Source organism: Rhizobium sophorae (genome assembly GCF_013087515.1).
In the GTDB taxonomy this organism is placed as follows: domain Bacteria; phylum Pseudomonadota; class Alphaproteobacteria; order Rhizobiales; family Rhizobiaceae; genus Rhizobium; species Rhizobium sophorae.
In genome coordinates this window covers 71,113-91,106 of record NZ_JABFCN010000019.1, presented here as the reverse complement: position 1 = coordinate 91,106, position 19,994 = coordinate 71,113, and the positions used below count along the sequence as shown (strand labels likewise).

22 protein-coding genes and 1 other RNA gene are annotated in these 19,994 nt (G+C 61.7%); 10 read left to right on the top strand and 13 right to left on the bottom strand.

All coding sequences use genetic code 11. From position 1 onward, the window contains the following. Positions 1–45 precede the first annotated feature (45 nt). Entirely contained in the window at positions 46–675 is a 630-nt protein-coding gene (locus G9X64_RS11725; RefSeq protein WP_171376587.1) for an MOSC domain-containing protein, read from the top strand. A 134-nt stretch (positions 676–809) separates the two neighbouring features. Here G9X64_RS11725 and G9X64_RS11720 read toward each other — a convergent pair whose 3' ends face one another. The 3 genes from G9X64_RS11720 to ffs form a co-directional block, all read right to left on the bottom strand. Then, entirely contained in the window at positions 810–1,133 is a 324-nt protein-coding gene (locus tag G9X64_RS11720; RefSeq protein ID WP_003555794.1) for a YbaB/EbfC family nucleoid-associated protein, read from the bottom strand. Positions 1,134–1,155: 22 nt separating this feature from the next. Continuing rightward, entirely contained in the window at positions 1,156–3,033 is a 1,878-nt protein-coding gene (locus tag G9X64_RS11715; RefSeq protein WP_171376586.1) for a DNA polymerase III subunit gamma/tau, read from the bottom strand. A 45-nt stretch (positions 3,034–3,078) separates the two neighbouring features. After that, an RNA gene (gene ffs / locus G9X64_RS11710) (signal recognition particle sRNA small type) lies at positions 3,079–3,175 on the bottom strand. Between the two features lie 89 nt (positions 3,176–3,264). Here ffs and G9X64_RS11705 point away from each other — a divergent pair. From G9X64_RS11705 to G9X64_RS11685, 5 genes are all read left to right on the top strand, one after another. Continuing rightward, positions 3,265–3,675, top strand: a complete 411-nt coding sequence (locus G9X64_RS11705) for an HIT domain-containing protein (RefSeq protein WP_171376585.1) — start codon at positions 3,265–3,267, stop codon at positions 3,673–3,675. Next, positions 3,672–4,631, top strand: coding sequence for an NAD(+) diphosphatase (gene nudC, locus G9X64_RS11700; RefSeq protein ID WP_168312084.1), 960 nt, complete (start codon positions 3,672–3,674; stop codon positions 4,629–4,631). The genes G9X64_RS11705 and nudC overlap by 4 nt, the downstream gene beginning before the upstream one ends. Positions 4,632–4,635: 4 nt before the next feature. Further along, positions 4,636–5,331 (top strand): helix-turn-helix transcriptional regulator, encoded by a 696-nt coding sequence (locus G9X64_RS11695; protein WP_011649958.1) that lies wholly within the window; start codon positions 4,636–4,638, stop codon positions 5,329–5,331. A 70-nt stretch (positions 5,332–5,401) separates the two neighbouring features. Beyond that, entirely contained in the window at positions 5,402–5,662 is a 261-nt protein-coding gene (locus tag G9X64_RS11690; protein ID WP_168312085.1) for a hypothetical protein, read from the top strand. 190 nt (positions 5,663–5,852) lie between these two features. Next, a complete protein-coding gene (locus tag G9X64_RS11685) occupies positions 5,853–6,221 on the top strand; it encodes a VOC family protein (RefSeq protein ID WP_003555800.1) in 369 nt (122 codons plus the stop codon). Between the two features lie 113 nt (positions 6,222–6,334). Here G9X64_RS11685 and G9X64_RS11680 read toward each other — a convergent pair whose 3' ends face one another. Together G9X64_RS11680 and G9X64_RS11675 are read right to left on the bottom strand one after the other, a co-directional pair. Continuing rightward, the gene (locus tag G9X64_RS11680) at positions 6,335–7,189 is read right to left on the bottom strand and encodes a prephenate dehydratase (protein ID WP_003544355.1); all 855 of its coding nucleotides are present in this window, start codon (positions 7,187–7,189) and stop codon (positions 6,335–6,337) included. Positions 7,190–7,199: 10 nt separating this feature from the next. Then, entirely contained in the window at positions 7,200–7,955 is a 756-nt protein-coding gene (locus tag G9X64_RS11675; RefSeq protein WP_168317273.1) for a 3-deoxy-manno-octulosonate cytidylyltransferase, read from the bottom strand. Between the two features lie 154 nt (positions 7,956–8,109). Here G9X64_RS11675 and G9X64_RS11670 point away from each other — a divergent pair, with 154 nt between their 5' ends. Further along, positions 8,110–8,673 carry a c-type cytochrome gene (locus G9X64_RS11670; RefSeq protein WP_168312102.1) on the top strand — a complete coding sequence of 188 codons (564 nt, stop codon included), beginning with the start codon at positions 8,110–8,112 and terminating at the stop codon, positions 8,671–8,673. An 86-nt stretch (positions 8,674–8,759) separates the two neighbouring features. Here G9X64_RS11670 and G9X64_RS11665 read toward each other — a convergent pair whose 3' ends face one another. Next, complete coding sequence (locus tag G9X64_RS11665; RefSeq protein ID WP_168312088.1) at positions 8,760–9,707, bottom strand: AEC family transporter; 948 nt, start codon at positions 9,705–9,707, stop codon at positions 8,760–8,762. A 488-nt stretch (positions 9,708–10,195) separates the two neighbouring features. Between G9X64_RS11665 and G9X64_RS11660 the strand changes: the two genes are divergently transcribed. Next, entirely contained in the window at positions 10,196–11,188 is a 993-nt protein-coding gene (locus G9X64_RS11660) for an adenosine kinase (protein WP_168312089.1), read from the top strand. Here the strand turns inward: G9X64_RS11660 and G9X64_RS11655 are convergent. Further along, positions 11,181–11,720, bottom strand: coding sequence for an SH3 domain-containing protein (locus G9X64_RS11655; RefSeq protein WP_168312090.1), 540 nt, complete (start codon positions 11,718–11,720; stop codon positions 11,181–11,183). The genes G9X64_RS11660 and G9X64_RS11655 overlap by 8 nt on opposite strands. Before the next feature lie 185 nt (positions 11,721–11,905). On the opposite strand from G9X64_RS11655, the gene G9X64_RS11650 reads away from it, so the two are divergent. Continuing rightward, the gene (locus G9X64_RS11650; protein WP_171376584.1) at positions 11,906–12,907 is read left to right on the top strand and encodes a 2-hydroxyacid dehydrogenase; all 1,002 of its coding nucleotides are present in this window, start codon (positions 11,906–11,908) and stop codon (positions 12,905–12,907) included. Positions 12,908–12,918: 11 nt separating this feature from the next. Here G9X64_RS11650 and G9X64_RS11645 read toward each other — a convergent pair whose 3' ends face one another. The 3 genes from G9X64_RS11645 to recF are packed head-to-tail and all read right to left on the bottom strand — an operon-like array spanning position 12,919 to position 15,349. Then, entirely contained in the window at positions 12,919–13,407 is a 489-nt protein-coding gene (locus G9X64_RS11645) for a GNAT family N-acetyltransferase (RefSeq protein ID WP_168312091.1), read from the bottom strand. Further along, positions 13,404–14,228, bottom strand: coding sequence for a molybdopterin-synthase adenylyltransferase MoeB (locus G9X64_RS11640; RefSeq protein WP_171376583.1), 825 nt, complete (start codon positions 14,226–14,228; stop codon positions 13,404–13,406). Before G9X64_RS11640 ends, G9X64_RS11645 begins: the two co-directional genes overlap by 4 nt. Beyond that, positions 14,225–15,349: a DNA replication/repair protein RecF gene (gene recF, locus G9X64_RS11635; RefSeq protein ID WP_171376582.1), complete on the bottom strand. Its 1,125-nt coding sequence runs from the start codon at positions 15,347–15,349 to the stop codon at positions 14,225–14,227. The genes G9X64_RS11640 and recF overlap by 4 nt, the downstream gene beginning before the upstream one ends. Positions 15,350–15,729: 380 nt before the next feature. Here recF and G9X64_RS11630 point away from each other — a divergent pair, with 380 nt between their 5' ends. After that, entirely contained in the window at positions 15,730–16,095 is a 366-nt protein-coding gene (locus tag G9X64_RS11630) for a helix-turn-helix domain-containing protein (protein WP_168312094.1), read from the top strand. Positions 16,096–16,254: 159 nt separating this feature from the next. On the opposite strand, the gene G9X64_RS11625 is transcribed toward G9X64_RS11630, so the two are convergent. The 3 genes from G9X64_RS11625 to dnaK form a co-directional block, all read right to left on the bottom strand. Then, the gene (locus G9X64_RS11625) at positions 16,255–16,455 is read right to left on the bottom strand and encodes a hypothetical protein (protein ID WP_003544370.1); all 201 of its coding nucleotides are present in this window, start codon (positions 16,453–16,455) and stop codon (positions 16,255–16,257) included. 323 nt (positions 16,456–16,778) lie between these two features. Then, positions 16,779–17,906 (bottom strand): molecular chaperone DnaJ, encoded by a 1,128-nt coding sequence (gene dnaJ / locus G9X64_RS11620; RefSeq protein ID WP_168312095.1) that lies wholly within the window; start codon positions 17,904–17,906, stop codon positions 16,779–16,781. An 85-nt stretch (positions 17,907–17,991) separates the two neighbouring features. Next, positions 17,992–19,908, bottom strand: coding sequence for a molecular chaperone DnaK (dnaK, locus tag G9X64_RS11615; protein WP_129422290.1), 1,917 nt, complete (start codon positions 19,906–19,908; stop codon positions 17,992–17,994). Positions 19,909–19,994 lie beyond the last annotated feature (86 nt).

The following is a 19,994-nucleotide window of genomic DNA, read 5'->3' as shown; positions in this document are numbered from 1 at the left end:
ACTGATATGGAACGAAAACGGAATCGCGGAAGGATCGGTCATCCCATGAAAATCCTGGCCTTGTGCACCGGCAATCCGGAAAGACTGCCGGGCAAGAGTTACAAGACCGGCATCTTCAAGCACCCCGTCAACGGCGCTGTGATGATCGACGCCGAAGGTCTTGTCGGCGATGCGATCTGCAACCGTAAACACCATGGAGGCGTCGATCAGGCGGTCTATGTCGAGGGATCGCTGACGCTCGACTGGTGGGCGCAGGAGCTGGGCCGACCCTACGAGGCCGGTACTTTCGGCGAGAACATGGTGATATCAGATCTGGACAATCGCGACGTCGCCGTCGGCGACCGCTTCGCCGCTGGCGATCTCATCCTCGAGGTCACAGCATGCCGTATGCCCTGCGCCACCTTCGCCGCCAGGATGGCCGATCCGAAATTCGTCAAGCGTTACACCGCCGCCGCCCGTCCCGGCATCTATTGCCGCGTCATCCGGGGCGGCGTGGTCGAGCCCGGGATGCCGATGGAATACACGCCTTTTTCGGGCGACAAGATTGCGATGCCCGAGCTAATGGAGACCTTCGGCCGAAGGCTTCAAGGCGCAGATCGGGCGCGATATCTCGCGGCCCCAATTCACTACAAGCTTCGGACCATGCTGGAATCCCAAGCCGACGAAGCGTACTAGAGCGGTTCAGCTTTTCATGGAAACGCAGAACCGCTCTAACCTTTTGTTTTCACGCAATTCCGGACGGAAAACCGCTTCGCACTTTTCCTGGAATTGCTCTAGATCACGCATTACACCTTGATATGTGGGCCGCCTCAGAACGGCAGCTTGAAGCCGGGCGGGATCGGCAGGCCGGCCGTCAGCGCCTTGGTCTTCTCGGCGGCCAGCGCCTCGGCCTTGTCCTTGGCGTCCTTGTGAGCGGCGACGATCAGGTCCTCGAGGATCTCGACATCGTCTTCCTTGAACAGCGACGGATCGATCTTCAGGCTCTTCAGCTCGCCCTTGCCTGATATGACGACGGCGACGAGCCCGCCGCCCGCCTTGCCTTCGGCCGTGAGCTCGGCGATTTCCGCCTGCATCTGCTCCATCTTGGCCTGCATTTCCTTGACTTTGCCCATCATGCCCATGATGTCGCGCATCGTCTCGCTCCTTGTTGAAACTTTAGAATTCTATGTCATCGCCCGGCAGGATGTCACCTTCCTCGGATTCGGCGGCGGCCGGCGGCGTCGCCTCGCCCTCCTCCTCCGCTTCGGGCGCCCGCACGCGCACGTCGATGATCTTAGCACCGGGGAAATGCGCAAGGATTGCCGCCACGTCAGGATCCTGGCGCGCGTCGATCACATGCTGTTCCCGAGTCCTGGCCTCCGCCTCCACCTGCGTCGGCTGGCCCTCGTCGCGGCTGAGGCTGACGATCCAATGGATGCCGGTCCATTCCTTCAGCTTGACGGCAAGCTCGTTGAGCAGCGTCGTCGGTGCACCGGGAGCCAGGCTGACGTCGAGCCGGCCGGCTTCGATCCGGACCGGGCGCAGGAAGGTGCGCACCATCGCCTTCAGCTTCGGATCGCGTTTCTCGGTGGCGAGGTTGACGATATCATTGACCGAATTGACCGGGACGAGCGGCTTCAGGGCTTCCGCCGGTTTTGGTTCGATCCGCCCGACAGCCATCGTCTCTGGCTGGCTGCTCGGCACGGCACGCAACATCGCCACCGGCGCCGAAGGCGGCGGCTGGCTCGGTGCGGTTTCCGCGGCGCGCGCCGCGACACTGTTCTGATAGGAAACCCGTGTCCCGTTGCCGCCGCCATTGCCGGACGGCGGAACCGCGGGCCGGGGGCCGGCATTGTCGCCCGAAAATTCGGCAAGCCGCCGCGCGGCATCCTCGGGCGCCGGCAGATGCGCGGCATGCGCAAGCCGGATCAGCACCATCTCGGCTGCCCCTGCCGTCCGCGACGAGCCTTCTGTCTCCGGAATGCCTTTGAGCAGCATCTGCCAGATCCGCGACAGCGTCGTCACTGCAACGCCCTTGGCAAATTCCGCCGCCTTGGTGCGTTCGACCTCGCTGAGCGAAGGATCGTTTGCCGCATTCGGCACATATTTCAGCCGCGTCACCAGATGGGTGAAATCGGCAAGGTCGGTCAGCACCACCACAGGATTGGCGCCGGCTTCGTACTGGTTCTGGAACTCGCCGAGGGCTGAGGCCACATCGCCTTTGACGATATGCTGGAAGAGATCGACGATCCGGGCGCGGTCGGCAAGGCCGAGCATGCCGCGCACGGCTTCCGCCTGCACGACGCCTGCGCCATGAGCGATCGCCTGGTCGAGCAGCGACAGGCCGTCACGCGCCGAGCCTTCGGCCGCACGCGCGATCATCGCCAGCGCTTCCGCTTCCGCCTCGATGCCCTCCTTGGCCGCGATCGTCGTAAACAGCCCGACGAGATCCGACGCACTGATGCGGCGCAGGTCGAAGCGCTGGCAGCGCGACAGCACGGTGATCGGCACCTTGCGGATTTCTGTGGTAGCGAAGATGAACTTCACATGCTCCGGCGGCTCTTCCAGCGTCTTCAACAGGCCGTTGAAGGCCTGCGTCGACAGCATGTGCACTTCGTCGATGATATAGACCTTGTAGCGCGCCGCAACCGGCCGGTAGCGCACCTGCTCGATGATCTCGCGGATATCGTCGATCCCGGTATGCGAAGCGGCATCCATCTCGATCACGTCGACATGCCGGCCTTCCATGATCGCCTGGCAGTGTTCGCCCGGCGTGCGAAGGTCGATCGTCGGCTTGTCGATCTCCGATGTCTTGTAGTTCAGCGCCCGCGCCAGGATGCGCGCCGTCGTCGTCTTGCCCACACCGCGCACACCCGTCAGCATGTAGGCTTGCGCGATGCGGCCGGTTTCGAAGGCGTTGGTGAGGGTCCGGACCATCGGCTCCTGGCCGACCATCAGGTCCGTGAAATCCTTGGGGCGGTATTTGCGAGCCAGCACTCGGTATCCGGTGCCCGTCGAGGCGGCATCTTTTGATTGTCGCTCGGTGTCGCTCATCGCCCTGCTTGTCGCCCGGACTGTCGGGCACTTCGTGGAGAGAAGGTGGGAGGCTGGCACGATGACCCGTGCCGGGCTCGTTAGGGCTGCTTCCTTCCGGACCTGACCCGGTTGGCGAGTGGCTCGTCCACCACCAACCTCCCGGATGCACATATCGGCAATATCGCCATCAAAAGCAAGCCAACATGCAAAAAAACTGCTAGTCATTGGAAAAGACAGGAGGAATGCCCTTTGAACGGTTTCGTGCTCGACCCCAGGCTGGAAAATGACAGCGTCAGCATCATGCTCACCGGCCTCTGCGATCTGAGATTGTCGAAGGACGCCCGCTGGCCCTGGCTCATTCTTGTGCCGCGCCGGGCTGATATAACCGAAATCTTCGAACTGACGCCGCTCGACCAGGTGCTGCTTGCCTTCGAGACGGAGCTGGTCGCCAAGGCGCTGAAGAAGATCACCGGCGCGACAAAAATCAATGTCGGGGCTCTTGGCAACATCGTCCGCCAGCTTCATGTTCATGTCATTGCCCGCTTCGAAGGCGATGCCAACTGGCCGGGTCCCGTCTGGGGCTTCGGGCGCGCGCAGCCCTACGAAGACGGAAAGAGAGACGAATTTACAGCGAAGCTGCGGGAAGCCCTTTCATCATGAGTCATTCGCTTTTCGATTCGGATGTGCCGCATCCGGAACCCAGCAATCTCACGGCCTTTGCCGCCAACGACCTCAACCGCGATTCCGAGCATCGCGACGAACAATCCGTCGAAAAGGCGCTGGCCAAGGAAGGCACCCATATCTTCGCCTTCGCGGGAGATAAGCTGGTGCTGAAGCATGACGGCCAGGTGCTCGATCCGCTCTTTGCCCGCTACGAGCTGCAGGAATTGCAGCCGGATTGGGACGAGACGGTGCTGCTCGGCTACCGCAAGACCGGCGAGCCGCGCCTTGCCGTTCCCGTCAGCATCGACGTCGACGACCTCACCAGCCACTACAAGCCTGCCGACGGCCGCACGCTGTTTCGCGAAATGCTGATCGACGAGGTTTTGCTCGGCGAATTCGCCCAGGCCGCAAGCCTCATCCGCTGGAATGGCGACAACCGCTTCTGCGGCCGCTGCGGCTCGGCGATGGAAATCCATATCGGCGGCTACAAACGTGTTTGCACCGCCTGCGAGCACATGATCTTTCCCCGCACCGACCCCGTCGTCATCATGCTGACGGTTGACGAGCAGCGCGACCTCTGCCTGCTCGGCCGCAGCCCGCATTTCGCGCCCGGCATGTATTCCTGTCTTGCCGGCTTCCTCGAACCCGGCGAGACGATCGAGAACGCCGTGCGCCGCGAAACGCTGGAGGAATCGGGCATCCGCACCGGCCGTATCCGCTACCACGCCTCGCAGCCCTGGCCGATGCCGCATTCCCTGATGATCGGCTGTTACGCCGAGGCGAAATCCACCGAAATCAGCCGCGACGAGACCGAGCTGGAAGATTGCCGCTGGTTCACCCGCGAGGAAACGATCGAGATGCTGGAACGCCCGAGCGCGACAGGCAGGGCTTCGCCGCCGAAAGGGGCGATCGCCCACCGCCTGATGCGCGACTGGGTGGAGTGGAAGCGGTAGCGCCATGCCGGTCGCCCGCTCGGAACGGCTGCTGACGCTGCTCCAGACGCTCCGGCGTTACCGGCGGCCGGTGACCGGCACGGTGCTGGCACAAGAGACCGGGGTCAGTCTGCGCACGCTCTATCGCGATATTGCCAGCCTGCAGGCCCAGGGCGCGATGATCGAAGGCGAAGCCGGCATCGGTTATGTGCTGAAGCCCGGCTTCATGCTGCCGCCGATGATGTTTTCCGAAGAAGAGCTGGAGGCATTGGTCCTCGGCTCGCGCTGGGTGGCTCGCGCCGCCGAGCCGCGCCTTGCCGGCGCCGGTGCCGACGCCTTGGCCAAGATTGCCGCCGTGCTGCCGGCCGATATGCGCGAGATGATCGATTCGGCAGCGCTTTTCGTCGGTCCCAAACGCAGGGACGAGGACAAGGCTGACGTTTCGGCCATCCGCAGGGCGATCCGCCTGGAGCGGATCCTCGAATTGCATTATGGCGACGAGCAGGGCCGTATCTCGCGCCGCCGCGTCTGGCCTTTCGGGCTCGGCTACTACGAGCATGTGCGCGTCCTCATGGCCTGGTGCGAACTGCGCCAGGATTTCCGCCATTTCCGCACCGACCGTATCATCGACATGGCTTTGCACGAGGTGCGTTATCCGCGCCGCCGCACGGTGCTCCTCAAGGAATGGCGCGAGACGCAGGACGTACCGATGGAGAACTGAACGCTGCTGCCATAAACTGTCAGCAGATGGAGTTATTATCGGTACAGTTCACCAGGAAGGAGTACTGATCATGGTAACGCCTCCAGCCATTCATTTCACCAACGACCGTTTTGCAGCCGAGTCCTTTGCCGATGTCATTTCGGCCGAGACTTTTGCCGATGTCCGCCAGTCGGCGCGCTCCGGCCTGCTGCAAGTGGTCATGAGCGTTTTCCGCTTTCGCAGGGGAGATCGCACCAGCCTCGACCTTGAAGCGACACCGGATTATCTGAAGCGCGACCTCGGCTTCATCGACGGACGCGACCCGCACTGCGAGGACCGTTTCCCGCTCTAAAGCATATCGCGCAAAAGCGCAGCGGTTTTGCGACAACGAGATGCGCGACCGCTTTAGGTCGCCTATCCTTATCAACATTCTACTCGACGAGAACGGGCGTTGCGATCGCAACGCCGTCGATTGTCTGCTGCCATGATTTGTCAGCAGACGATCTCTCGCGGCGCCATTCTTAAACAACGGGAGAACCGAAATGACCAGCCCCAATCTCATCATTCTTTACGTCAAGGACCCGGGTGAAAGCGCCAGCTTCTACCGGAATCTGCTGAACCGCGAACCGGCCGTGGAAGCGCCGAATTTCGTCGCTTTTCCGCTTGAGGGCGGTTTCACGCTCGGTCTCTGGCGGCGCAGCAAGGTCGAGCCGCAGCCCTCCGCCATCGGCAATCGCGGCGAAGTGGCGTTCATGGTCGAAGGAGAAAATGCCGTCGCCAGGCATTATGAAGACTGGCGCCAGCGCGGCCTGCCGATCGCCCAGGAACTGACCGAATTGGATTTCGGCCCGACCTTCGTCGTGCTCGATCCGGATGGGCATCGGCTGCGTGTCTGTGAGCCGGATAAATAATTCAGGCGACTTGCGGGGCTTGCCTTGGAGCATGATGCCGAAAAGTGTCAGCGGTTTTCGGACAACATCATGCTCTAACTATTTAATTTAGAACAGGATGACTTCATCCTGTTCTAAAGTAGGCCTCGCATCGCATGCCCCTTGTAGACGCCGAGGATGCGGACTTTCTCGGAAAAGAACCGCAATTCCTCCAACGCCCGGCGCACGTTCGGATCGTTCGGATGGCCTTCGATATCGGCGTAAAACTGCGTCGCCACGAATTTTCCGCCGAGCTGGTAGCTTTCCAGCTTCGTCATGTTGATGTTGTTGGTGGCAAAACCGCCGAGCGCTTTGTAGAGCGCGGCCGGAATGTTGCGGACGTTGAAGACGAAGGTGGTGACGACCTTTTCTTCCGCCGAATTCCGCTGCGCCCATTCCTCGTCGCGGGACAGGACGACGAAGCGGGTGACGTTGTTTTCCGTATCCTCGACATTTTCGGCGATGATCTCGAGCCCGTAGAGATCGGCGGCAAGACGTGGCGCCAAGGCGGCCATCGAGCGGTCGCCGGTTTCCTGCACGAGTTTCGCCGCCCCTGCCGTATCGCCGGCGATCACCGGCTTCCAGCCATTGGCGCGAACGATCTTGCGGCACTGGCCGAGCGCGTGGATATGGCTGTGCACCGTGCGGATCTCGTCCTTGGTAACACCGGGCAGCACCATCAGCTGGAAGCGGATCGGCATGAAATATTCGCCGATGATGTGCAGTCGCGACTCCGGCAGCAGATGGTGGATATCGGCGACGCGCCCGGCGATCGTGTTCTCGATCGGGATCATCCCAATATCGGCATCGCCGTTGTCGACCGCCGTGAACGCATCCTCGAAGGTCTGGCAGGGCAGCGGCTCCATGGTCGGAAACATGTCGCGGCTGGCCATGTCGGAATTGGCGCCGAATTCGCCCTGAAAGGCGATCCTGTTGGTCTTGATGTTCATGATGGTTCCGTCAGTTCGACTTTGCGGAGAGGATGCGCCGCGCTTTTTCGAGGTCGGCGGGAGTATCGACACCGAGCGGAACCGTGTCAACGATCTCGGCGTCGATGCGCATGCCGGCTTCCAGCGCCCGCAGTTGCTCCAGCGATTCGCGCCTTTCGAGCGTTGAGGGGCCGAGCGAGACGAACCGTTCGAGCGCCGCGCGCCGATAGGCATAAAGGCCGATATGATGGTAGAGCGGCCCCTGGCCGTAAGGGGCGGTTGCCCGCGTGAAGTAGAGCGCGTGCAGCCGGGCGGCGGAAATCGGCGAGCCGACGATCTTGACGATGTGCGGCGCGGTCTTGTCCTCCTCATTGTCGATTTCGGTCGTCAGCGTCCCGATATCGACCGCCTCGTTTTCGAGCGGGCGCAAGGCCGCGCGCACTGTTTCTGGATCGATCGTCGGCAGATCGCCCTGGACGTTGACGATGATTTTCGCCTTTCCATCCGGATCGACTTTCGTCAGCGCCTCAAAGATCCGATCGGAACCCGATTGATGATCCGTGCTGGTCATGACGACCTCGAAGCCGGCAGCGGCCACGGCATCGAACACCTGGGTGTCGTCGACGGCGACGACGACGCGGCCGATGGCTGCTTCCCTGGCGCGCATCGCCACCTGCACGATCATCGGCAGGCCGCAAATATCGGCCAGCGGCTTGCCCGGAAGGCGGGTGGAGGCCATGCGCGCCGGGATCAGCACCAGCACGCCATCTAAATTTGAATCACTCATTGTTCAGGCCTTCTATTCCGGGCTGGAAAGTGTCAAAAAGTCTCACGCGCAAGACCATTTAGACAGTTGCAACGAACAGCCAAAAGACATAGGTTCCGCGCGATTTCAAGATGGTCCGGTTTATGATCTGCCGGCTGCAAGGGGAGCATTGCAGATGAATTCATACGTCAATACGGCCGTCGGGGCGCTGCTCGGAACGATTTTCGTTCTGATGTCGGTCTCTATCGCGTCCGAAGGAATCTTCCATTCCGAAGCACCGGAAAAGGAAGGTTTCGCGATCGTTGCCGAAGAGGCGCCCGCTGCTGGCGGCGAGGCTGCGCCTGCCGTTGCCGTTCCGATTGCGCAATTGCTCGCTTCTGCAGATGCCAAGGCCGGCGAGACGGTCTTCAAGAAGTGTCAGGCCTGTCATGACGCCACCAAAGGGGGGCCGAATAAGGTCGGTCCCAACCTCTTTGGTGCCGTTGATCGCCCGATCGCCTCGCATGAAGGCTTTGCCTATTCCGCTGCCATGAAGGATTTCTCCAAGGGCGGCAGCGAGAAGTGGACCTTCGAAAACCTCAACAAGTTCCTGCTGGCGCCAAAGAAGGACATTCCAGGCACCGCAATGGGCTTCGCCGGTCTGGCGAAGGATCAGGACCGCGCCAACGTTATCCTCTACCTGCACACGCTCGCCGATTCGCCGGTGCCGCTGCCGGATCCGAACGCCGCGACGCAGTAGCACGGCAGACATCGCAGGACGTTGAAGCCCGGCCCGCAAGCCGGGCTTTTTCGTTGTGCGGTAACAACATGCGTAAAGCAAAGACCTCAGGCGCCGAGGAAATAGGCCCAGAGCGAAACCGTGATGGCGCCGAGCGCCGTCGTCACCGTGATCGTCGAGGCGGCGAGGCTGTGACCGACGCCGAAGCGATTGGCGATCAGCCAGGCGTTGACGCCTGTTGGGACGGAGGAGGTCAGCACGATCGCTGCCGTCCATTCGGAGCTGAGACCGAGAAGACGGCTCGCCGCCCACACGCAGCCGGGCAGCAGCAGCAGCTTCAGGCTCGAGGTGACGCTGGCGATGCCGAGATTGCCGGAGACGCCGTATCTCTCCAGCGCCATGCCGAGCGATATCAGCGCCGCCGGGCCGGCAATGCCGGCGATCTGCCCGACGACCGTTGCCATCGTTGTCGGCATGGTGAGACCGGAAAGGTGCATGGCCATGCCGGCCGCAAGCCCGATCACCAGCGGGTTGCGTACGAGATTGACTGCGATCTGGCGGAGCACGAGCATCATGCTGCGATCGCTTTTGCCGGCGATCTTGCGCTCGGCATGCTCCATCAGCACCGTGCCGGCGACCATCATCACCGGCAGATGCACGGCAAGCAGGATCGACAGCGCCACCAGCCCTTCGTCGCCGACGGTCCGCTCGACGAGCGGCAGGCCGATGAAGATATTGTTGGCGAAGGCCGAGGACACGCCGGCCAGCACGCCGATCCGTTCGTCGCGGTTAAAGAGGCGTGTGGCGGCGATATGGCCGGCCGTCCAGGTGATGGCGACGCCGGAAAAATAGACGATCCAGAGCCGGAAGGGCGAGGCGCCATGAAAATCCGCCTCGGCGATGGTGCGGAAGAGCAGAAGCGGCACGGCGATCTTGAAGACGAATTCGCTGAGCGCTTCGCCGACATTCGACGCCATCAATCCGCTGCGAACGATCACCCAGCCGATGAGAATCAGGATGAAGATGGGAAGGACGTCGAAAATGATGGCTGACATGCGGGAGGCTGCTCTGCGCGGGGGAGTATACGACTTCTACAGCGCCGCGTCTCTTCCAGAGGCGCAAAGGACGCTGTAGTACTTAGAATTAAGGATTATGCAGTAGCAGCAAACGGCTTGGATTGAAAAGCCAATCGCCGCCCGATCCGGCAGCCCGGGCATCCGAAAGCAAAAAAAGCGGGCACAGCCCGCTTTTCCGCTCCGGCCTTGCCGGATATCCGGATCACGAAGCTGCCAGTTCATCCGTGGTCAGCATCGCGCCGGTAAGATCGAAGGGATCATCCCTCGTAAGCCCGGCTGCAACTGAAAGCTGCTCCATGCCGGTCTTCTTGCGAGTATTTCTAGATATTGAAAATGACAGGGACATGACGAATAGGCGGCACTTTTGCGAAGAAATAGGGAGGCCATCCACCATTTATCCTTCCAAACCGCGGAAATTTCGCTAAGACCAAACCCCGGCTATCACAAACTCCGGGATCCCCCATTTCATGACAAGATTCGATGTTCTGACAGTCGGCAACGCAATCGTGGATATCATTGCCCGTTGCGACGACCAGTTCCTCATTGACAACCAGATCACCAAGGCGGCGATGAACCTCATCGATGCCGAACGCGCCGAACTCTTGTATTCGCGCATGGGACCGGCGCTCGAAGCTTCCGGCGGCAGCGCCGGCAACACGGCGGCGGGCGTTGCCAACCTCGGGGGCAAGGCCGCCTACTTTGGCAATGTCGCCCAGGATCAACTCGGTGACATCTTCACCCACGACATCCGCGCTCAGGGCGTCCACTACCAGACTCGGCCGAAGGGCGCCTTCCCGCCGACGGCGCGTTCGATGATCTTCGTCACCGAAGACGGCGAGCGTTCAATGAACACCTATCTCGGCGCTTGCGTCGAACTCGGCCCGGAAGACGTCGAGACCGACGTCGTGGCCGACGCCAAGGTTACCTATTTCGAAGGTTATCTCTGGGATCCGCCGCGTGCCAAGGAAGCCATCCTCGATTGCGCCCGCATTGCCCATGAAAACGGCCGCGAGATGTCGATGACGTTGTCGGACAGCTTCTGCGTCGACCGCTATCGTGGCGAATTCCTCGATCTGATGCGCTCCGGCAAGGTCGATATCGTCTTCGCCAATCGCCAGGAAGCGCTGTCGCTCTACGAGACCGACGATTTCGAGGAGGCGCTGAACAGGATCGCCGCCGATTGTAAGATCGCCGCCGTGACGATGAGCGAGGATGGCGCCGTCATCCTGAAGGGCCGCGAGCGTTTTTACGTCGATGCGATCAGGATCAGGGAAGTGGTCGATACGACCGGTGCCGGCGATCTTTTCGCCTCCGGCTTCCTTTATGGCTACACGCAGGGACGCTCTCTCGAGGATTGCGGCAAACTCGGTTGCCTGGCCGCAGGCATCGTCATCCAGCAGATCGGTCCGCGCCCGATGACCTCGCTTTCCGAGGCCGCCAAACGGGCAGGGCTTATTTGAAGGCTTCGCCGGGATAGGCGCCCCAGATCTCCGACTGCGCCACCCAGCCCGAGGCGCCGTCGGATTCGGCGCGGCACCAGTCGCCGTTGCATTCGCCGATCGTCAGCATCACGCCGGGTTCGAGCTTGGCGATGATCGAGGCGGAGGGCTGCGCCTCGCGGCGCAGATTGACATAGATGCCCTTGCCCTTGGTCTTCATCCACGGGGCGGCGATCGCCGCGCGCTGGCCTGACAGCAGCGACTGGTTGACCCAGCCTTCGGTGCCGTCGGCATCGCGGATGCGGCGCCAATTGTCGTATTCCTGGATGATCTCCACCGGCAGGCCGGATTTCAGGTACATCCACGACACGGCGTAATCCGTTCCTGGACCGATGCGCAGGTTGACGCGCTTGGATTTCAGCGTGACGAAACGCGGCAATGGCAGTCCGCTTGGCCCCTTGGCCGCCTGCGCATGGGCGAACTCGACGCCTCCCATGGATGCAGCCAGAGCGATGGCAAGGGCGAGGCAGGACTTTAGGACTTTGCTGCGCATGGAAGTTTCCGTTTGCTCGAATTCGCGGGCAGGCCCGGCCTGCTCGCGGTCCGGGCTCTGACATTCCCCGGCTGCACCACGAGTTTTGTTTGTCTTCGCGTGCGGGTCTGGTAGAAAATGCCCGGAATGGGAAAATTATCACCCCTCTTGGTTAAAGACCTCTGAACAAGGCACCACAGGCAGCCATGACAGCGAAGAAAAAACCGAAGGTCTACATCACCCGCAAGCTGCCGGATGCCGTCGAAACCCGGATGCGCGAACTCTTCGACGCCGAGCTGAACATCGACGACGCGCCGCGTTCCGTTCCCGAGCTGATCGCCGCGGTCAAGACCGCCGATGTGCTTGTGCCGACCGTCACCGATCGCATCGACGCAGCGCTGATCGAGCAGGCGGGGCCGCAGATGAAACTGATTGCGAGCTTCTCCAACGGCACCGATCATATCGACGTCGAGGCGGCTGCGCGCAAGGGCATCACCGTCACCAACACGCCGAACGTCCTGACCGAAGACACCGCCGATATGACCATGGCGCTGATTCTCGCAGTTCCGAGAAGGCTCGGCGAAGGTGCGCGCGTACTGACCGACAAGCCGGGCGAATGGGCAGGCTGGTCTCCCACCTGGATGCTCGGCCGGCGCATTCACGGCAAACGCATCGGAATCGTCGGCATGGGCCGCATCGGCACGGCGGTGGCCCGCCGCGCCAAGGCTTTCGGCCTGTCGATCCACTACCACAACCGCAAGCGCGTCAATCCGGCCGTCGAGGACGAGCTGGAGGCGACCTATTGGGAAAGCCTCGACCAGATGCTTGCCCGCGTCGACATCGTTTCGGTCAATTGTCCGTCGACGCCGGCGACCTTCCACCTGATCTCGGCCCGTCGTCTGGCACTGCTGCAGCCGACGGCCTATCTTGTCAACACCGCGCGCGGCGATGTGGTCGACGAAGCTGCGCTGATCAAATGCCTGAGGGAGAGCCGGATTGCCGGCGCCGGCCTCGACGTCTTCGAAAACGAGCCTGCGGTCAACCCGAAGCTCATCAAGCTCGCCAATGAGGGCAAGGTCGTGCTGCTGCCGCATATGAGTTCGGCGACGATCGAAGGGCGCATCGACATGGGCGACAAGGTCATCATCAATATCCGCACCTTCATCGACGGTCACAGGCCGCCGAATCGGGTACTGCCGGGGCGTTGAAGCTCTGTAAATCAGGTGACGTGGATCGGAGCCGCAAGAGCCTTGCGCATCTCGACAAATGTCGTCCTGGCAAAGCCGGGATGGGCCTTTTCGGCGGTTCTGGAAAATCCCCAGGCGGCAAAGACGGCGTGGTTGTCGGTGAGTTCGATGCGCGTTTCCAGCCGCAAGGCGGGAAGGTCGAGCGCCGCAGCGGTCTCCTCGGCAATTGTCAGCAGCCGTTTGCCGAGGCCCTTGCCCTGCACCTCAGGCAGAACGGCGAGCTTGCCGACGTAGAGACAATCGGCTTCCGGCCGCAGGAAGAGGCAACCGACCAGCTTTTCGCCGTCGATGGCGACGTGGCCGATCTCGGTCCCGGCCTTCTCGGCCAGTGATGCCGTCGTCAGCTTGAGCGCCGAAGATGGCGGGTCGATCCGGCCGTTCATGGAGGCGAAGGCGGAAAGGATGAGTGCCAGCAGTTCATCCCAGCGCGTGAAAGTCTGATCAAGCGGAACGATCCTCATCCCGCCTGTCTCTGTGTTGTGCGGCGTCGTTTGTAGCGGATGGTGTCGAAGCGGGCCGAGAGCGCGTCGTAGAGCAGCAACCGTCCGACCAGCGGTTCGCCGGTGCCGGTGACGAGCTTGATCGCCTCCATCGCCATCATCGTGCCGATGACGCCGGTCAGCGCGCCGATGATGCCGGCCTCGGCGCATGCGGGAATCAATCCGGCCGGCGGCGCTTCCGGAAACAGGTCACGATATCTAGGGTTGGGCGTTCCGTCCTCAGCCGTTTCATAGGGCTTGAGAACCGTCAGCGAGCCGTCGAAGCGCCCGACGGCGCCGGTGACGAGCGGAATGCGCGCTTCATCAGCCGCATCGGCTGCGGCATAACGGGTGTCGAAATTGTCGGAGCCGTCGATCAGCAGATCGAAGCCCGAGAGCTGACGGCGGGCGGCCTCCGGGGAGAAGCGTTCCTCGAAGCGGATCAGTCGGACATGCGGATTGAGCCTGGCAATGGCGAAGGCGGCGCTCTCCGTCTTCCATTCGCCGATCGTGCCGGAATCATGGATCACCTGGCGCTGCAGGTTCGACAGCGACACCCGGTCGTCGTCGACGATACCGAGCGTGCCGACACCGGCTGCGGCCAGATATTGCAGGACCGGTGCACCGAGGCCGCCGGCACCGATCACCAGCACGCGGGCGGCTTTCAGTTTCTGCTGGCCGGCGCCGCCAATCTCGGGCAGCAGGATGTGGCGGTGATAGCGCGCGATTTCTTCCGGGCTGAGCGGTTCCATGGCTCCGATGTTATCATGACGCCCAACGCCGGGAAAAGCCGCCTCCGTCATTCGAACACCCTTCCGTCGGCCACCGTGAAAAACTGTGCCCTGTCGCCGAGTGCCGAAAACATCGCGCGATCCGTTCCGGTCATGAAGGCCTGGCCGCCCAGCCCGTCGATGAGGTCGAATAGCGCGGCGCGGCGGCCCTCGTCGAGATGGGCCGCGATCTCGTCGAGCAGCAGGATCGGCGCATGGCCGGTGAGATTGCCGACGAGCCGCGCATGCGCAAGCACCAGGCCGACAAGCAGTGCTTTCTGCTCGCCGGTGGAGCAACGCTCCGCCTCCATCGCCTTTTCGCGGTGATGCACGATGAGATCGGCCCGGTGCGGCCCCTCAAGCGTGCGCCCTGCGCCGGCATCGCGGTAGCGGCTCTCCGCCAGCATCGCCGCGTAGTCGTCCTCGAGATCGACCGAGGGGCGCGAGAACTGACCGTCGATGAAGCCCGAGAGCTGCAGCGATGCCGAAGGGAAGGGCGACGTTTCGCGGGTTTCCTCGATCAGCCGGGTCAGCAGGCCGAGCATCTCCTGCCGGGCGAGCGCCATGGCGATGCCGAGGCTTGCCATCTGCTCCTCGATACCGGCAAGCCAGGAGGGATCGAAGCGCCCTTCATCCAGCAATTTGTTGCGGCTGCGCATGGCGCGCTCGAAATCGCTGGCGCGGCGGCCATGGGCGGGATCGAGCGACAGCACCAGCCGGTCGAGAAAGCGGCGCCGGTCGGAAGAGGCGCCGGTAAAGAGCCCGTCCATCGCCGGTGTCAGCCAGAGAAGGCGCAGATGGTCGGTCAGTTCGTCGGCAGTCTTTGCCGTCGTGCCATTGATGCGCAGCCTGCGGGCGGTGGTCTCCTCGCCCGTTTCGATGCCGGTGCCGATCTCGACGTCGCCCTCCATGCCGTCGAGCGCGGCGAAGATCGAAAAGCCGCCGGCCGCGCCGACGCGGGTAATGTCGCCATAAGCCGCGCGGCGCAGACCGCGGCCAGGCGAAAGCAGCGAGACTGCCTCCATGAGATTGGTCTTGCCGGCGCCGTTGTCTCCCGTCAGCACGGCATGCCGACCGTCAAGGGCAAGGGCCGCCGCCGCATAGTTGCGGAAGTCTGTCAGCTTCAGACGGGAAAGAGAAACCTTGTGCGGCATCGAATGTCCGGAATCGTAAAGCGTGACAGCTAAGCCCAAGCGGCGCTGATGGCAAGGCTGGCAGCTTTTTGGCCGCGGATCGTGTACCGCCGCTGCTGCCGAACGTCCGGACGCGGCGGCTGGCGCCACAGCCATGGACTTTCGAAATTCGGTTAAAAGTACAGCCATCGGAGATGGCCTGACATCGCCAAACCGATCCCGCCGACAGTCATTGCCAATGTCTTCCAGCTCCGGATATTCAGGGTTTGCCGCCATCCTCTAAGGCTACTGACGTTACGTAAAGCCCAAAAAAAGTTGGTTGAATTTTGCAACTGTAGGGTTGAGTTATCCGATGCAAACGATATGGTAAACGGACCGTTTATGTATAAGAGAGTGATGAAGTGCCAGATCCGGTTGATATTATCGTCGGTCGCAACGTCAGACAGTTTCGCGCCCTTCGCCGTGTTTCCCAGCTCGAGCTTGGCGAAGCACTCGGACTGACTTTCCAGCAGATCCAGAAATACGAGAAGGGGGCGAACCGCGTTTCCGCCAGCAAGCTGCATCAGATCGCGGTTTTTCTCGACGTCGACATCTCCGCTCTCTTCGAGGGTGCCGGCATGTCGCCATTCGGCAGCCGTGTCGAACTCAGCCCCGACGCTTATGCGCTTGCGCTGAGCTACGACAAGCTGAACTCACCGGCAGGCAAGGAAGCGGTCAAGACCATCGTCACCCTCATGATGGGCGAAACGGCCGAAACCACCGCCTGATTCCACCGCAGCAATCACGGTTCCCACGGAAAGCACGACCTATTCAAGGTCTGGATGGCTTCCGGGACACCTGCGGGTGTGCAGCAATATTGGGGGATGACCTGCATCAGAACAAAGACCGGAAGCAGACCGCCTGATTGAGGTTTGATGCCGCACGCTTCAGTGAATCTCGCATTCGTGCAGCGCCATCAGCAGATCGTCCTGCGTCTGGTGGCCGGCATGATAGAGGTCGATCGCGATGCTGGCGATGGAAAGGCCTTGCTGGCTGCGAAGCTTGATGTTGCGCTCGGCGCACCATGTGTAGATGGCGCCGGCGAGAACGTCGACGTCTTCGGACTGAGAGGAAAAGGCTGGCGCCATGGTCGATACCCTTGGGTTTGGTTGTCCCTCGCTAGAGCGCCGCGCTAAGGACGCTCTATCACTTTGATGTGGTGCATGACCCCGAAAATCGATTCCGATTCTCGGGGTCATGCACTGACGGCAGAGACTGAATTCATTTGGAAAACTTGCAAGCGGCATCATCTGGCTGCGTTAACGCAAGTCGTCGTCCCGTCCGCCGCCGTATCGATCCGGGACAGATTCGCCGGCGTGGACGGTGAATGTCGCAAATTGGGACTCGCGCAACAAAAAAGCCGGAGACGCTTCCGTCCCCGGCTTTTCGTAATGGGCATGTCGATCACAGCTCAGCCTTCGAAGAATTCCTTCATGCGGGCAAAGAAGCCCGTCGATTCGGGATTGTTCTCCTTGGAGGAAAGCTGCTCGAATTCCTGAAGCAGTTCCCGTTGGCGCTTGGTGAGCTTTTGCGGCGTCTCGATCTGGATCTGGATGTAGAGGTCGCCCGTCTGCACCGAACGCAGCACCGGCATGCCCTTGCCCTTGAGGCGGAACTGTTTGCCGACCTGGGTGCCCTCGGGCACGGTGACGCGCGACTTGGTGCCGTCGAGCGTCGCCACGTCGAAGGTTCCGCCGAGCGCGGCCGTCGTCATCGAGATCGGAACGGCGCAATAGAGATCGGCTCCGTCGCGCTGGTAGAATTCATGCGGTTTGACGGACAGGAAGATATAGAGGTCGCCTGCCGGTCCGCCGCGGGCGCCGGCCTCGCCTTCGCCCTGCAGCCGGATGCGGGTGCCGTCCTCGATGCCGGCGGGAATATTGACCGAGAGCGAACGCTCTTCCGTCACCCGACCCTGGCCATGGCACTTCGGGCAGGGATCGGGAATGATCTGGCCGCGGCCATGGCAGGTCGGGCAGGTCCGCTCGATCGAGAAGAAGCCCTGTGCCGCGCGCACGCGCCCCGTTCCCTGGCAGGTGCCACAGTTCTTCGGCTGCGTGCCGGGCTTGGCGCCCGAGCCCGAACAGACGTCGCAGGTGATCGACGTTGGAACCCGGATCTGCGCCGTCTTGCCGGAGAAAGACTCTTCCAGCGTTATTTCCATGTTGTAGCGAAGATCGGCGCCGCGCTCGCGGCCGCCTGACGAGCGCTGGCGCGCGCGCCCTCCACCCATCATCTCGCCGAAGATGTCCTCGAAAATGTCGGAGAAACCGCCGCCGGCAAATCCGCCAGCGCCGCCGCCCATGCCGCCATGCTCGAAGGCCGCATGACCATACCGGTCATAGGCCGCCCGCTTCTGCGGGTCCTTGAGCATCTCGTAGGCTTCGTTGATTTCCTTGAACTTCCGTTCGGCGTCCTTGTCATCCGGGTTCTTGTCCGGATGGTATTTCATCGCCAGTTTGCGAAAGGCGCTCTTCAGCTCTTTCTCGTCCGCCGACTTGGCTACACCCAGAGTTTCGTAAAAGTCCGCTTTTGCCATTAAGGATTAAACCCCGGAAATGGATTTCCGGCTGCCATGGTGAGCAGCCGGATCAGATGTTGAAGCATAACCACGCCGTCGCGGATTACGCGGACTTCTTGCGGTCGTCGTCCTTGATTTCCTCGTAGTCGGCATCGACGACATTGTCGCCGCCTTCCGCGGAGGCATCGCCAGCAGCGCCGCCTTCGGCCTGCTGTGCTTCATAGATCGCCTGGCCGAGCTTCATCGACACTTCCATCAAAGTCTGGGTCTTGGCCTTGATGTCGTCGGCATCGGGCTCGGATGCTTCCGACGCCGTCTTCAGTGCGGCGATCGCATCCGAGATCGCGGTGCGGTCGGCCTCGGAAACCTTGTCGCCATAATCCTTCAGCGACTTTTCCGTGGAATGGATCAGGCTTTCGGCCTGGTTCCGGGCTTCGACGGCCTCGCGGCGCTTCTTGTCCTCGGTGGCATGGGCTTCGGCATCCTTCACCATCTTCTCGATGTCGGCGTCGGAAAGACCGCCGGAAGCCTGGATACGGATCTGCTGTTCCTTGCCGGTGCCCTTGTCCTTGGCCGAAACCTGCACGATGCCGTTGGCGTCGATGTCGAAGGTGACTTCGATCTGCGGCATGCCGCGCGGCGACGGCGGCAGGCCGACGAGATCGAACTGGCCGAGCAGCTTGTTGTCGGCAGCCATTTCACGCTCGCCCTGCGAAACGCGGATGGTCACGGCCTGCTGGTTGTCTTCGGCGGTCGAAAACGTCTGGCTCTTCTTCGTCGGGATCGTCGTGTTGCGTTCGATCAGGCGGGTGAAGACACCGCCGAGCGTCTCGATGCCGAGCGACAGCGGGGTCACGTCGAGCAGCAGGACGTCCTTGACGTCGCCCTGCAGAACGCCGGCCTGGATGGCGGCACCAAGGGCCACCACTTCATCCGGGTTGACGCCCTTGTGCGGCTCCTTGCCGAACAGTTGCTTGACGACTTCCTGTACCTTCGGCATGCGGCTCATGCCGCCGACGAGAACAACTTCGTCGATTTCGGCAGCGGTGACACCGGCATCCTTGAGCGCTGCCTTGCATGGCGCGATCGTGCGCTGGACGAGATCGTCGACCAGGCTTTCGAGCTTGGCGCGGGTCAGCTTCAGCGTCAGATGCTTCGGACCGGATGCGTCGGCCGTGATGAACGGCAGGTTGATTTCGGTCTGCTGCGAAGAGGAAAGCTCGATCTTTGCCTTTTCCGCAGCTTCCTTGAGGCGCTGCAGGGCAAGCTTGTCGTTCTTCAGGTCGATGCCGTTGTCCCTCTTGAACTCAGCAACGAGATATTCGACAAGACGCATGTCGAAGTCTTCACCGCCGAGGAAGGTATCGCCGTTGGTGGATTTCACTTCGAAGACGCCGTCACCGATCTCGAGGATCGAAATATCGAAGGTGCCGCCGCCAAGGTCGTAGACGGCAATCGTCTTGCCTTCTTTCTTGTCGAGACCGTAAGCGAGCGCTGCCGCAGTCGGCTCGTTGATGATGCGCAGGACTTCAAGACCAGCGATGCGGCCGGCATCCTTGGTTGCCTGGCGCTGCGCGTCGTTGAAGTAGGCGGGAACGGTGATGACGGCCTTCTCGACCTTTTCGCCGAGATAGGATTCGGCGGTTTCCTTCATCTTCTGAAGGATCATCGCGGAAATCTGTGCGGGCGAGTAGCCCTTGCCATTGGCTTCGACCCAGGCGTCGCCATTGTCGCCCTTGACGATGGTGAAGGGAACGAGGTGCTTGTCCTTCTCGACGGTCGGATCTTCGTAGCGGCGGCCGATCAGGCGCTTGACTGCAAAGAGCGTATTCGTCGGGTTGGTGACTGCCTGGCGCTTGGCCGGCTGGCCGACGAGGCGTTCGCCATCATCGGAAAATGCCACCATGGAAGGGGTCGTACGCGCACCTTCCGCATTCTCGATAACCTTCGCGTCCTTGCCGTCCATGACTGCGACGCAGGAATTCGTCGTTCCAAGGTCGATACCAATTACTTTTGCCATGTCATTCTCTCCTTGAAGCAAGCTGTCGGAACCCCGAGAAGGCATTTCCCTGACAGCCCCTTACGGGATGGGTCTACTTAAGATTA